Here is a 12,952-nt window from a genome sequence, read left to right as displayed (position 1 = left end):
TCGTCGATCCCCCATCGTCGAGGGGGCGAGACAGACCAGAACACCGGCGGGATCGCCATGATCCGGGCTAATCTCGCCAGATGACGGAGTCCTTGCGCGTCGGCGTGCTCGCGTACCCGGGGTGCTTCGGGTCCGAGGTCTTCGGCGTCCTCGACCTGCTGGCGATGGGGGCGCACGTGTCCGCGGCGCACGGTGGAGCAGAGACGCCCTTCATCACGTCTGTCGTGTCGCCGCGACGCCGCGTGCTCGCCGCGGGCGACGTGCCCGTCGGCGTACGCCCGCTGCACGAGGCCGACGTGCTCGTCGTGCCCGGCTTCGCGCTCGCGCCGTCGCTCGACCTGGACGCGCGGCTGGGGGCGCTCGGGCCTGAGGTCGCGGCGATCCGTGCGCACGCGGAGTCCGGGCGCGCGCTCGTGTCGATCTGCGTCGGCGCCTTCCTCCTGGGTGAGGCGGGGGTGCTCGACGGACGCCGCGTGACGACGTCCTGGCTGTTCGCCGACGCGCTCGCACGTCGCTGTCCGCGTGCGGACGTCGACGCGCGCGTCCTGGTGGCCAACGACGACGGCGTCACGACGACCGCCGGCTTCACCGCGATGTACGACTTCGTCCTCGACCTCGTCGGCCGTCACTGCGGCCCGTCCGTCGCCCGCCGCACCGCCCGGCTCGCCCTCGTCGACGACGCACGTGCCACCCAGGCGCCGTACGTCGACGCTGCGCTGCTCCCGGCGACGGGCGGCAGCTTCGCGGCTCGGGTCGAGCGCTGGCTCGACCGGCGGCTCGACGCGCCGTACGACCTCGCTGTGCTCGCCGACGCCTTCCACACCAGCACCAGGACGATGCTGCGCCGCTACAAGGCCGAGGCGGGCCGCAGCCCGCTCCGCCACCTCCAGGAGGCCCGCGTCCGCCGCGCCCAGCACCTGCTCGAACGCACCGGCCGGACGTGGAACGAGGTCGTCCGCGACGTCGGCTACCGCGACCCGGCGGCGTTCGCGCGGCTGTTCAGCCGCCACGTCGGCGTCGGGCCCGGTGAGTACCGTGCGACGTTCGGACAGTCGCTCAGCTGAGCCGACCGCGGGCCCGCACGACCTGGGCGGCGAGACCGTCGAGGACGGTGGGCAGGTCCGCGTCCACGACGAGAGCGTCGACCAGGCTCCGGCGCATGAAGGCGGCCTCGGCGATCCGGTCCAGCATCGCGACGAGCGGGTCCCAGAACCCGTCGGGGTTCAGCACGCCCAACGGCTTGGCGTGGAGCCCCAGCGTCTGCCAGGTCCACACCTCGAACATCTCCTCGAGCGTCCCGAGACCGCCGGGCAGCACGAGGAACGCGTCCGACCGCGCCGTCATCATCGCCTTGCGCTCGTGCATGGTGCCGACCACGTGCATCTCGAGCCCGGGCTCGTCCCTGCGCCCCCACTCACGGTCGACCATGAAGGTCGGGATGACGCCGCAGACACGTCCTCGATGGTCCAGCACTCCTCGCGAGAGTGCTCCCATCAGACCGCTGCCTCCCCCGCCGTACACGACCTCGATGTCACGCTCGGCGAGCTGCGTCCCCACCTCGTACGCGCACTCGACCAGCGCAGGGTCGTTGCCGTCGCTGGACCCGAGGAAGACGCCGAGGCTCGCGAGAGGGCGGGACGCGGATCGCTGCATCCCCGGATCGTACGGGTCGGCCGACCCGAACTCACCCTCGGTGAGTGAGGCCGACCCACCCTGCGCTGGGGCAGGGTGAGGCATGGCTGCCTGGATCGGGACTGTGCTCTACCTGCTCGACCTCACGATCAAGGTGGTCGCGCTCGGTGTGGTGCCGCGCAACCGGAGGCCGTCCAGCGGGATGGCGTGGCTGCTGCTGATCCTCGTGATCCCCTTCGTCGGGCTCCTGCTCTTCCTCATGCTCGGCAGGACCTCGCTCGGCCGGCGGCGCCACGCCCAGCAGGCCGAGGTCAACGCCGAGGTGGCCGCCCGTACCGCGCCCGTGCCGACCCTGGACGCCGACTTCGACGGGCCCGCGTACGTACGCTCCGCCGCAGCGCTCAACCGCAACCTCGGGGCGCTCCCTGCGATGCCGGGGAACGCCGTCACGCTGTTCCCCGGGTACGAGGAGAGCATCGCGGCGATGACGGCGGAGGTCGCTCGCGCCGAGACGTCGGTGCACGTGGAGTTCTACATCAGCGCCTGGGACGAGGTCACCTCGCCGTTCTTCGAGGCGCTCGTCGCCGCGCACGAGCGCGGGATCAGTGTCAGGTTCCTCTTCGACCACCTCGGGTCGCGAGGGATCCCGGGATACCGGGACTTCCTCGCGCGGCTCGACGCGGCCGGCCTCGACGCGCACGCCATGCTCCCCATCCGGCCGCTGAAGGGACAGTGGCGTCGCCCCGACCTGCGCAACCACCGCAAGATCCTGGTCGTCGACGGCACGGTCGCGTTCACCGGCTCGCAGAACCTCATCGAGCCGGGCTACGACAAACCGAAGAACCACAAGGCCGGTCGCGAGTGGGTGGAGCTGATGGCGCGCGTCGAGGGACCTGCGGCGACGGCGCTGAACGTCCTGTTCGCGACCGACTGGTACACGGAGACCGGCCAGCGGCTCGACGCCGAGGTCAGCACGCTCGCCCCGCCTGCCGGCAAGGTCGACGCTCAGGTGATCCCGAGCGGGCCGGGGTTCGTCACCGAGAACAACCTGCGCCTCTTCACCACGCTCATCTACTCCGCCCAGCGGCGCCTGTCGCTCACCAGCCCGTACTTCGTCCCCGACGAGTCCCTCCTCTACGCGGTGACGACCGCGGCGCAGCGCGGAGTCGACGTCGAGCTGTTCGTCAGCGAGCAGGGCGACCAGTTCATGGTGTTCCACGCCCAGCGCTCGTACTACGAGGCGCTGCTGCGTGCCGGGGTGCGGATCTACTTCTACCCCGCCCCCGCGATCCTCCACGCGAAGTTCTTCAGCGTCGACGACGACGTCGTCGTCCTCGGCTCGAGCAACATGGACATGCGGTCGTTCGCCCTGAACTACGAGGTCTCGCTGATGATGCTCGGTCCCGGCATCGTGTCGGAGGTCCGCAAGGTCCAGGACGCCTACCGCAGAGTCGCCAAGGAGCTCACGCTCGACGAATGGCTCGCCCGCGGGCGCACCTCCGCGTACGTCGACAACGTCATGCGCCTGACCGCTGCCTTGCAGTGACCTGCCGTACGGCGATCCAGGTCGGCGCCGGGGTCGCCATCCGGGTCGTCGGCGTCCCCGTCGGTCCTGCGGCGCCGAGCGCGTACGAGGCGATCGTGCCGGACCGCTCGCCGGCGACGAGGAGAAGGTCGAGGTCGTCGACGCACGCGAAGTGGCGCGGCCACCCGGCGCCTGCCGGCACCTCGGCGACGCGGTCCAGCGCGGGCGTACGGGCGTCGAAGACGGCGAGCGTGTCCGGGCCGCGGTTGGAGACCAGGACGTGGGACCCGTCTGGGGTGTTGACGAGCTGCGCGGGGAAGGTCGGCTCGTGGCCGGCCGTCGTCGCGACCTCGGTCACGACCTCCGCCGGCGCCGCGTCGCCGCCACCCGCGGGCAGCCGCACGTGCAGCAAGGTCGCGGACAGCTCGCCGGCGACCAGCATCCCGTCGCCGCCGGGATGCGCGAGGGCCTGACGGGGGCCGGTCCCGGGCGGGAGCGTCCATGCCTCCCCCGCCTCGAGCCGGCCGTCGCCGGTGACCGTCAGCGTGGTGATCCGGTCGGTCCCGAGGTCGACGCACATCAGCGCCTCCCTCGACGCGTCGGGCGCAGCGATCATGTGCGGGTGCGGCGCGTCCTGCCGGTCGGCGTCCGGCCCCGAGCCCTGCATCGGCAGGGAGTCGGCCGTCGCGCGCGGCCGCCCGTCCGACGCCAGCGCCACCAGCGTGACCGTGCCGCCCACGTAGTCGGCCGTGAGCAGCCACCGTCCGTCCGGCGTGACAGCGGCGTGGCACGGCGCCGCGCCCGTCGTGGCCGTCCCGAGGACACGCATCTCGCCCGACTCGGCGACAGCGACCGCGGTGACGCCGCCCGCGAGAGTCTCGTTCGTCGCGTAGGCGACCGGAAGGGTCGGGTGCCAGACCACGCACGACGGCGACTCCATCGCCAAGGAGTGCAGCGGCTCGACCACCCCGTCGCTCGCCAGCCGCACGGACTGCAGGCCCGGCACTCCGTCCGTGGTGTAGCACCCGAGGAGGGCCAGCTGCGTCGTCACGCACGGGACCCTACCGCGCCCAGCCGACCACCTCGCCTGCTCCGTCGGCCGGTGTTGAGCACGGCGCAGCAGAGCAGGAGCACGGCGCCGCAGAGCCCCACCGCGTGCAGGGCGTCCGTCCCTGCGAGGGTCAGTGCCTCCAGGATCGACTCGCGGTCGGGCGAGCCTTCCGCAGCGGCACGGGCCTCGGCCATCGTCTCGCCGCCGGTCGGTCGCAGCGCCAGCACGAAGACCGCGGTGGCGAGACTGCCCACCGCGGCGAACCCCAACGACGAGCCGACGTGGTTGCTCGTCTCCGCGAGCGCGGCCGCCCGCCCCGCCGCTGACGGCGGCGCGCCGGAGACCACCCGGCTGGTGCCGAAGGCGAACAGCGGGCCGCACCCGAACGCCGTGAGCGCGATCGCGACCAGCATCGGCCAGTACGCCGACCCCGCAGACACGGTCAGCTGGAGGAGCGCCCCGACCGCGGCCACGACGAGCCCTGCAGGGATCAGCACGTCGGGGTCGACGCGCCGGGCGAGGACCGGCGCGAGGTACGACCCCGCACCGATGCCCAGCCCCATCGGCATGAAGGCCACCGCCGCGGCCAGCGGCGAGAGGCCCACGACCGACTGGAGGTACTGGGTCACCCAGAACCCCGTACCGGCAAGGACGACGGCGACGAGGGCGAGGCTGGCGACGGAGACGACGACCACGCGCTCGCGCAGCAGCGCCAGGTCGAGGAACGGAACGGTCAGCCGCTGCTGGCGGCGTACGAAGGCCACCGTGCCGACGACCACGACGACGACCGCCGCGACCGCACCCCGGGCCGGGGTCGGCGAGCCGGGGACGCCCGCCTTGAGGGCGGTGAAGAGCGCGAGAAGGACACCCATCAGAAGACCGGCGCTCGCCATGTCGACCCGCGGCGCTCGCTCGCTCGGACGCGGCTCCGGGAGGAGCCGGGGCCCGAGCAGCAGCACCGCCGCACAGGCCGGGACGGCGAGGAGGAAGACCGACCCCCACCAGAACCAGTGCAGCAGCACGCCCCCGACGACCGGACCGAGCGACGCGCACGCGAACTGGCACGTCGCCCACGTCCCGATGGCACGCGTCCGTGCGGCGTCGTCAGGGAACACGTCCCCGATCAGGGCCAGCGTCGACGGCATCAGGGTCGCGCCCGCGACGCCCTGCAGGACACGGGCGAGCAGCAGCGTCTCCGGGGTCGTCGCGGAGGCGGCCAGCAGCGACGCCACGAGGAAGCCCGCGCAGCCGAGCAGGAGGAGCCGGCGACGGCCCACGCGGTCGCCGACCGCGCCGGCCGCGATCGCGAGGACGCCGACCACCAACCCGTACACGTCGGTGATCCAGAGCTGTTGGGTCGCTGAGGCGTCGAGGTCCGCGGTGAGGGAAGGCACGGCGAGAAAGAGCACGTTGAGGTCGACGGCGACGACGGCCGTCGGCAGCAGGAGCAGGCAGAGGCTGAGCCAGGGAGACGTCATACGTGCCGGTCGTCGCGGCGGTGGCGATCTCGACAGCACCGCCGTAGCTTCGCGAAGATTCTCGTGTCGTGGTGTCGTGTCGACGCCTCCGGTGACGACCACCCAGTGGCGCCCCGCCCGGGGACGCCTCGTCCCGAGGAGGAACCGTGAAGTACCTGATCTTGATGCACGTCAACCCCGAGGTCCTGGAGAAGCTCACGGACGAGCAGCAGCAGGCGATCGGCGACGGCCACGGCGCGTTCATGGAGACGACGAAGGAGAGCGGCGAGTTCCTCGCGACCCAGGCGCTCGGCGACCCGACCCGTTCGAAGGTCGTCCGCAGCAACGGTGACGACCCGGAGGTCACCGACGGACCGTTCGTCGAGGCCAAGGAGTTCATGGGCGGCTTCTACCTGATCGACGTCGAGGACGAGGCCCGCGCGGTCGAGCTCGCGACGATGATCCCGGACGCGCGCATCCCCGGCCTCGCCCTCGAGGTCCGGCCCGTCGTGTTCTCCGACCTGGGAGACGGGTGAGCACCACACCTCCCGCCGGCGACGGCCCGTGGCGCGAGCTGGCGCCACGGACCCTCGCCCGGCTGCTGCGCACCTACGGCGGCGGCCAGTTCGACCTGTGCGAGGACGCCGTGCAGGAGGCGCTCCTCGAGGCGTACGTCCGGTGGCCGTCGGCGCCCCCTGCCGACCCGCAGGCCTGGCTCACCGCGACGGCGCGGCGCCGCTTCGTCGACCGCGTCCGCAGCGAGCGGCGTCGCCGGGAGCGCGAGGACCGGGTCGCGCTGCTCGAAGCGCCGCTCAGCCACGAGGGTGCCCACAGCGACGACACCCTGCTTCTCCTGCAGCTGAGCTGCCACCCCGCCCTCTCACGGTCGGCGCAGGTGGCGCTCACGCTGCGCGCCGTCGCCGGCCTCACGACCTCGCAGATCGCCAACGCCTACCAGCTGCCCGAGGCGACGATCGCGCAGCGGATCACGCGGGCGAAACGCCGCGTCGCCACGCTCGGCGCCTTCCCGCAGCCGGCGGGCGTCGAGGAGCGCCTCGGCCCCGTCCTGGACGTCCTCTCGGTCATGTTCACCGAGGCGCACCACACGACGAGCGGCGCTCCCGCCCACGACGCCGACCTCGCGGCGGAGGCGATCCGAGTGACGCGCATGCTGTCCGCGGCTGCGCCGGGATCGCGGGAGGCCGCCGGTCTCCTCGCGCTCATGCTGCTGACCGAGGCACGGCACCCGGCGCGGGTCGGGCCTCGCGGTCAGCTCGTCCCGCTGGACGAGCAGGACCGCTCGCGCTGGGACCGAGCAGCCGTCGAGGAAGGACTCGCCCTGCTGGACGCGGTCGTCCCCGGCGCCGACCCCGGCCCGTACCTCCTCCAGGCGTGCATCGCCGGGGTGCACGCCCAGGCACCCGACACCGAGTCGACCGACTGGGACGAGATCCACGCCTTGTACGTGGTCCTCGAGCACACGACCGGGCACCGCAACCCGATGGTGAGCCTCAACCGGATCGTCGCGCACAGCATGGTGCACGGACCCGACGACGGCCTCGCCCTCCTCGACGAGCTGGCCGCAGCCCACCCGCGGCTCGCGCGCGTCGACGCCGTCCGCGCCCACCTGCTCGAACGGGTCGGCTACGTCGACGCCGCCGCGGACGCGTACCGTCGGGCGATCGCCGCCACCGTCAACGTCGCCGAGCAGCACCACCTGCGCGACCGCCTCCGGCGTCTAGGGGCGTGAGGCCGCAGACGCCTGTCAGCTCAGGGCAGCCAGGGCGGCACCGGCCACCAGGCTCGCGGCGACGACGAACGCCGCGGTCGCGACCGTGGCCCGCCACCCGAACGCCTTCCCCACCATGAGCATGGACGGCAGCGAGAGCGCCGGGAGCGCGATGAGCAGGATGCCGCCGAGGCCGGCGCCCGCTCCCGCCGCCGTGAGGGCCGCGATCACCGGGATCTCGCCACCGGTGGGCACGACCAGCGCGGTCGCCACGACAGCGATGAGCAGGACGGCCACGATGCCGAGCTGACGCTGCACCCCTTCGAAGTCCGAGAGCGGCCCGCTGACCATGCCGACCGCGAAGACCGCGATCGCGTACTCGGGCACGAGCACGACCGTGAACCGGGTCAGGGAGCGGAGGTAGCGTCCCGGCAGCTCACCGACCGAGCGGGCATCCTCGGCGGGCGCGACCTCGACGACCGACGGCGCCGCCCGCTGCGGCTCCAGCAGGCGGGCGACGAGCGCCGCTGCCCCCACCACGAGGAGCCCGCCGACGACGAGCCGCACCGCGGCGTACTGCCACGGGAGCACCAGCAGCAGGAACACCAGCACGGCGGGGTTCAGCACCGGGTTGCCGACCCAGTAGGCGAGGCACGCCGCCATCGGCGACCCGCGGCGGCGCAGGCTGGCCGCCACCGGAGCGGCGCAGCAGGTGCACATCATGCTAGGTGTCGACGCCATCCCGCCGACCAGCGACTGACCGACCAGGGTGCGCCGCGTGAGGACCGTCAGCAGCCACGCACGCGGCACGAGCGCGTCGACGGCAGCCGCGACGAGGACCGCCACGAGCAGCGCGCGCCACACGGCCGCGAAGTAGGCGGTGGTGAACTCCCACCCCGCCGCGAGGGGCGAGCTGGCATCGGCGGCGGAGTCGAAGATCGCCGCCCCGTCCCACGCGCCGGAACCCGACAGCGCGGTCGTCTTGTCGACGTACGGCATCCACTTCGCCCACGCCAGCCCGACGACGAGGAGCACGAGCAGGACGGCGACCCCGATGATCCCTGCACGACGACGGTCGACGTCGTCGATCCTCGGCTCCGGTGCGTCCATCTCGCGCTCCTCGCGTCGGTGGATGGTCTGTCGACCGTACGACGCTGGTGCCGAGCACGCGACCGCGTGCCGGCGGCGCGCGTCAGACGTCGGTGACCCCTCGTGCGGCAGCATCGATCAGGTCCGCGACCGCCACCGGCTGGGAGACCGTCACCGCGTGGGACGCGTCGATCTCGACCGTGTGGGACTGCGCCCGCTCGGCCATGAACCGCTGGGACTCGGCCGGGATCGCCAGGTCCTGGGTGGCGATCAGCGTCCACGAGGGGATGGTCCGCCAGGCCGCCTTGGTCGCCGGCTCGTCCAGGGCGGCCGCGGCGATCGGACGCTGCGTCGCCGCCATCAGCCGCGCGGTGTCGCTCGGCACGTCTGCCGCGAACACCTCGTGGAACCTGCTCTGGTCGATGTAGACGTCCGCCCCGCTCCCCTCCCCGGTGACGAACGGCACCGGCTGGGCCGCTGTCCCGAGCTTCGCACCCGGGAACTTCGACGAGAGCTCGTTCGCACTCTCGCCGACTTCGAGCGTGAAGCTGGCGAGGTAGACGAGCGCGGTCACCCCCGCTGCCCCCTCCGCGGCCTCGCTCATCACGACCCCGCCGTAGGAGTGGCCCGCGAGGACGACGGGCCCCTCCACGCTGTCGAGGTAGCTGCGCAGGTACGTCGCGTCGCTGCGCAGTCCGCGCAACGGGTTCGCGAGCGCGACGACGGGATAGCCGCGCCGCTGGAGCTCGGGGACGACGCCGTTCCAGCTGGCGGACTCGGCGAACGCACCGTGGACGAGGACGATGGTGGGGGTCGTGTCGGAGTCGGGCGACGGAGCGGTCATGACGGTTCTCCTTCTCGAAGGCCCCGAAGGGCGACTGCACGGACTTCGAGCATCGGCGTCCGCTCCCGTCGTCGCCCCCGTGCTCGTCCCTGGTCCACCCCCGGGACTTCTTCGTGTTCCCCTGCCCGCAGCGCGCCGCGCAGCTGGCGCCTGGACGAGATGCCGAGCTTCCCGAAGACCTTCCCCATGTGCCACTCCACCGTGCGAGGGCTCAGGAAGAGCTCGCTACCGATGTCCGGGTTGGTCAACCCCTCCGCCGCCAGGCGCGCGACGTGCAGCTCCTGCGGGGTGAGCGCGTGCCGGTCGTCGTCGACCCGCTTGCGCACCGTCTCTCCCGTCGCGGCGAGCTCTCGCCGCGCACGCTCGGCGAACGCCGCCAACCCGAGCGTCGTCAGCAGCTCGTGGGCCGCGCGCAGCATCGCCCGCGCCTCCGTCCGCCGCCCGGCGCGCCGCAGCCACTCCCCGTACGCGAGCTGCGCCCGTCCGAGATCGGCGCGCATCGTCGTACGCTCGAGCCGGTCGATCGCCTCCCGGTAAAGGCTCTCGGCACGTTCACCGTCTCGGAGCTGGGCCTCGCACCGTGCGGCCACGCCTCGCGACCAGTCGCTGCCGCTGGGCCGCGCGATGTCGCTGAGCTGCGCCATCGCCCGTTCGGCGGTGGCGCGCTCCCCCGCGCGTGCGGCTGCCTCGACCCTCTCGACGAGCATCCAGGCTGCGACGGCGAACCCGTGGGGGTGCACGGCGGCCTTGCGGGTGGACTCCAGCGCTTCCGGATATCGACCGAGCCCGTTGTACAGGACCGAACGCGCCCACTGCGCGACCCACGCCCCCATCCCGTCGCCTCGGGCGGCGGCTTGCGCGTCGGCCGACGCCAGCAGCCGCTCCGCCTCGTCCTCGTCACCGCGGAAGGCGGCAAGCCCGACGGCCCCGTACGGCGTGGGCGCCGGCCCCCTCTCGAGCCCGCGGATCTCCTCGGTCATCGCGGCCGCCGCCTCCAGGTCACCCTCGAACAGCGTCACGAAGACCCGCGCGTGCAGCGAGGTCATCAGCTCGCCGAGCGCCCCCGCGCTGCGCGCCAGCGCCACGTGACGGCGGGTCGACCGATCCCAGGCTCGGTCGTCCCAGAGTCCGGCGGCCACGAGCTCGACCAGCCACAGCACGCGGGCCGCCTCGTCGAGCGTGACGTCCTCGGTGTCGAAGGCCTCGATCGCGCCCTTGAGCACCGGCACTGCGGCGGCGTAACCGTCGGTGTAGAGCGTCGCCACCCCGTGGAGCAACCGGTCACCCCGGCGCAGGTCCTGCGGTACCGGCGCTCCGCGGACCGCCTCGGCCACGTCCTTCAGCCCCGCCGTGGGGTCCGTGCGCGCGGAGAACAACGCAGCGGCGAACGCATCGGCGTAACCGTCGAGCGCCAGCTGGGAGTCCCATGCCTCGAGCCGCCGCGCGACGGCGAGCAAGACCGGCGACACCTCGGTGGACGTCCCCGAGACGGCCTCGATCCGCGCACGCAGCAGGTCGAGCCGCGCTCGGCGCGCCTCGTCCAGGACCTCGCCCTCGGCGACCCGGGACAGCGCGCGCGCTGCGTCGACGGCGCCGACGTGAAGCAGGGCTTCGATCGCCGCGAGCTGGCGGCGCGCCCGCACTCCGACGTCAGGAGTGAGCGCAGCCGCACGTTCGAGGAACGCGGCGGCCACGGCCGGGCCACCGCACTCGGTCGTACGGTCGGCCGCTTCTTCGAGCGCCACCGCTGTCGCCTCGTCGGGCGCGCCCACCGCATGAGCCTGGTGCCAGACGCGCCGGTGCGGGTCCTGGTCCGCGTCCGTGGCATGCGCGAGGGCCTCGTGAACGGTCCGCCGCTGCGCCGCAGTGGCGGCGCGGTACACGACCGAGCGCATCAGCGGTGGCCTGAACCGGACGGTGTCGCGGAGCTCGAGCACCCCGGTGACGCCGGTCTCGACGCAGAGGTCGGTCGCGAGACCGAGCCGCTCCACCACCCGGCGAAGCAGGGCGACGTCTCCTGTCGGATCGCACGCTGCCGCCAGCAGGAGCTGACGTTCTGACTCTGCGAGCGGCTCCAGGAGCCGCCGGAGCGCGGCATCCTGCTCGCTCGGCGAGGCGAGCGTCATCGTCTGCGGGCCGAGCACCATCTCGGCAGCCGAGAACCACCTGGGCAGCGTACGCAGCGCCGACGGGTTGCCGCGGGTCTCGGACAGCAGGCGGTCGCGTACCCGCCTGTCCAGGGGTGAGGGGATCACCGCGCTCAGCAGGGTTTCGGCGTCGTGCCTGGGGAGTCCGCGCAGCGCCGTACGAGGAAGCCCCGACCACTCGTTCCCGGCCCCGGGCCGGGTGGCGACGAGGAGGACCACCGCCTGCGTCCGGAGCCGGTGCGCGACGAACGACAGCGCCTGCGCCGATGCCCTGTCCATCACATCGGCGTCGTCGACCAGACACACGAGCGGCTGGTCTCGCGCTGCCTCGGTGAGCAGCGACAACGTGGCGAGGCCGACCATCAACCTCTCAGGCGCCGGCCCGCTGCAGAGTCCGAACGCGACGCCCAGCGCCTGGGCCTGGGGCGCCGGCAGGCGGTCTCTGAGATCGAGCAGAGGGTGGCAGAGCTGGTGAAGACCGGCGTACGGCAGGTCGTTCTCCGCCTGTGCGCCCACCGCCCTCAGTACGCGGCCTTCCGCGGCGCCCGCGGCGTTTGCGACGTGCTCGAGCAGAGCCGTCTTCCCGATGCCTGGTTCGCCGGTGAGCACCATGGCGCTGCTACGGCCCGCTCTCGCGTCCGCGACGAGATCGTCGAGCCTCGCGCACTCCCGGCGACGTCCGACCAACAGCGGCGGTGTGACGTCGTGTTCCCCCATCGGTGGTCCCCCTCGGTCGACACGCTCCATGGGCTCGCCCGCCGAACGTGCCGCGGCGGGCTCATTCCTCGTCCGCTGCTGCGACCTCCGCCTCGATCTCGACGGCCAGGCTGGCGAACGTGCTGTACTCGATCGCGCCGGCGCCCTCGCCGTCCCCGGACTCGCACAGCGCGATGAGGTGGTCGTGGCGCGCGACCGACTCGCGGGCTGCCGACGACGAGAACCGCAGCCGCTCGGCTCGCCGCAGGACGGGCACGTACTGCTCGAGCACCGCCGTCAGTGCGCGGTTGCCGGCCACCCGCACAGGGACGCCGTGCAACGCGTCGTCGGCCTGCAGCGCCTCGACCACGTCGCCCCTCGCGATCGCCTCTGCGAACCGGCGGTTGGCCTCGCGCATCTCCTCCAGGTCGAAGGGCGTGAAGCGGTCGATCGCCTCGCGGACGGCCGCCGCGTGCATGGCGGCGACCACGACGCGGGCATCGTTGATGTCCTGCGCATGGAGCGAGCTCACCGTGGTGGATCTGCCAGGGCGCGCCACGACCAGGCCGGCCTCCGCCAGTCGCAGCAGCGCCTCGCGGACAGGTGTGCGGCTGACCCCCAGGCGCTCCGCCAGGTCGGCGTCGCGAAGTTGCTCGCCCGGAGCAAGCGCACCGTCGACGATCGCGTCGCGCAGGCGCCGATAGACGTCGTCGCGGAGAAGGCGACGGTCGATCGTGAACGTGTCGTCCCGGCGCGGCATGCGATATATTACACACTGCGGG

General features: G+C 73.0%; 11 protein-coding genes. 4 read left to right on the top strand and 7 right to left on the bottom strand.

The window, feature by feature from the left end; genetic code table 11:
- Positions 1-80: 80 nt before the first annotated feature.
- Positions 81-1,064 carry a GlxA family transcriptional regulator gene (locus NYZ95_RS15955; protein WP_262852313.1) on the top strand — a complete coding sequence of 328 codons (984 nt, stop codon included), beginning with the start codon at positions 81-83 and terminating at the stop codon, positions 1,062-1,064.
- Here NYZ95_RS15955 and NYZ95_RS15950 read toward each other — a convergent pair.
- Positions 1,057-1,653, bottom strand: a complete 597-nt coding sequence (locus NYZ95_RS15950; protein WP_262852312.1) for an LOG family protein — start codon at positions 1,651-1,653, stop codon at positions 1,057-1,059. The two genes, NYZ95_RS15955 and NYZ95_RS15950, sit on opposite strands and share 8 nt — an antisense overlap.
- Positions 1,654-1,735: 82 nt before the next feature.
- On the opposite strand from NYZ95_RS15950, the gene cls reads away from it, so the two are divergent.
- Positions 1,736-3,178 (top strand): cardiolipin synthase, encoded by a 1,443-nt coding sequence (gene cls / locus NYZ95_RS15945; protein WP_262852311.1) that lies wholly within the window; start codon positions 1,736-1,738, stop codon positions 3,176-3,178.
- On the opposite strand, the gene NYZ95_RS15940 is transcribed toward cls, so the two are convergent.
- Both NYZ95_RS15940 and NYZ95_RS15935 read right to left on the bottom strand, forming a co-directional pair.
- Positions 3,150-4,208: a lactonase family protein gene (locus NYZ95_RS15940; RefSeq protein ID WP_262852310.1), complete on the bottom strand. Its 1,059-nt coding sequence runs from the start codon at positions 4,206-4,208 to the stop codon at positions 3,150-3,152. The genes cls and NYZ95_RS15940 overlap by 29 nt on opposite strands.
- Positions 4,205-5,686: an MFS transporter gene (locus NYZ95_RS15935; protein WP_262852309.1), complete on the bottom strand. Its 1,482-nt coding sequence runs from the start codon at positions 5,684-5,686 to the stop codon at positions 4,205-4,207. The genes NYZ95_RS15940 and NYZ95_RS15935 overlap by 4 nt, the downstream gene beginning before the upstream one ends.
- A gap of 146 nt (positions 5,687-5,832) precedes the next feature.
- Between NYZ95_RS15935 and NYZ95_RS15930 the strand changes: the two genes are divergently transcribed.
- The gene (locus tag NYZ95_RS15930; protein WP_262852308.1) at positions 5,833-6,201 is read left to right on the top strand and encodes a YciI family protein; all 369 of its coding nucleotides are present in this window, start codon (positions 5,833-5,835) and stop codon (positions 6,199-6,201) included.
- Positions 6,198-7,415: an RNA polymerase sigma factor gene (locus NYZ95_RS15925; RefSeq protein ID WP_262852307.1), complete on the top strand. Its 1,218-nt coding sequence runs from the start codon at positions 6,198-6,200 to the stop codon at positions 7,413-7,415. Before NYZ95_RS15930 ends, NYZ95_RS15925 begins: the two co-directional genes overlap by 4 nt.
- Positions 7,416-7,430: 15 nt before the next feature.
- On the opposite strand, the gene NYZ95_RS15920 is transcribed toward NYZ95_RS15925, so the two are convergent.
- The 4 genes from NYZ95_RS15920 to NYZ95_RS15905 form a co-directional block, all read right to left on the bottom strand.
- Positions 7,431-8,504: a permease gene (locus NYZ95_RS15920; protein ID WP_262852306.1), complete on the bottom strand. Its 1,074-nt coding sequence runs from the start codon at positions 8,502-8,504 to the stop codon at positions 7,431-7,433.
- A gap of 82 nt (positions 8,505-8,586) precedes the next feature.
- Positions 8,587-9,327 carry an alpha/beta hydrolase gene (locus NYZ95_RS15915; RefSeq protein ID WP_262852305.1) on the bottom strand — a complete coding sequence of 247 codons (741 nt, stop codon included), beginning with the start codon at positions 9,325-9,327 and terminating at the stop codon, positions 8,587-8,589.
- A complete protein-coding gene (locus tag NYZ95_RS15910) occupies positions 9,324-12,191 on the bottom strand; it encodes a helix-turn-helix transcriptional regulator (RefSeq protein ID WP_262852304.1) in 2,868 nt (955 codons plus the stop codon). The genes NYZ95_RS15915 and NYZ95_RS15910 overlap by 4 nt, the downstream gene beginning before the upstream one ends.
- 61 nt (positions 12,192-12,252) lie before the next feature.
- Positions 12,253-12,930 carry a GntR family transcriptional regulator gene (locus NYZ95_RS15905; RefSeq protein ID WP_262852303.1) on the bottom strand — a complete coding sequence of 226 codons (678 nt, stop codon included), beginning with the start codon at positions 12,928-12,930 and terminating at the stop codon, positions 12,253-12,255.
- Positions 12,931-12,952: the final 22 nt, after the last annotated feature.

It is taken from the genome of Mumia quercus (genome assembly GCF_025506335.1).
GTDB classification, from domain to species: Bacteria; Actinomycetota; Actinomycetes; order Propionibacteriales; family Nocardioidaceae; genus Mumia; species Mumia quercus.
This window is presented reverse-complemented; position numbering and strand designations above follow the sequence as displayed.

Bases quoted from the DNA above. Each gene is read 5' to 3' on its own strand.
- NYZ95_RS15955 (WP_262852313.1), top strand. From the start codon at position 81: ATGACGGAGTCCTTGCGCGTCGGCGTGCTCGCGTACCCGGGGTGCTTC.
- NYZ95_RS15950 (WP_262852312.1), bottom strand. From the start codon at position 1,653: ATGCAGCGATCCGCGTCCCGCCCTCTCGCGAGCCTCGGCGTCTTCCTC.
- cls (WP_262852311.1), top strand. From the start codon at position 1,736: ATGGCTGCCTGGATCGGGACTGTGCTCTACCTGCTCGACCTCACGATC.
- NYZ95_RS15935 (WP_262852309.1), bottom strand. From the start codon at position 5,686: ATGACGTCTCCCTGGCTCAGCCTCTGCCTGCTCCTGCTGCCGACGGCC.
- NYZ95_RS15920 (WP_262852306.1), bottom strand. From the start codon at position 8,504: ATGGACGCACCGGAGCCGAGGATCGACGACGTCGACCGTCGTCGTGCA.
- NYZ95_RS15915 (WP_262852305.1), bottom strand. From the start codon at position 9,327: ATGACCGCTCCGTCGCCCGACTCCGACACGACCCCCACCATCGTCCTC.
- NYZ95_RS15910 (WP_262852304.1), bottom strand. From the start codon at position 12,191: ATGGGGGAACACGACGTCACACCGCCGCTGTTGGTCGGACGTCGCCGG.
- NYZ95_RS15905 (WP_262852303.1), bottom strand. From the start codon at position 12,930: ATGCCGCGCCGGGACGACACGTTCACGATCGACCGTCGCCTTCTCCGC.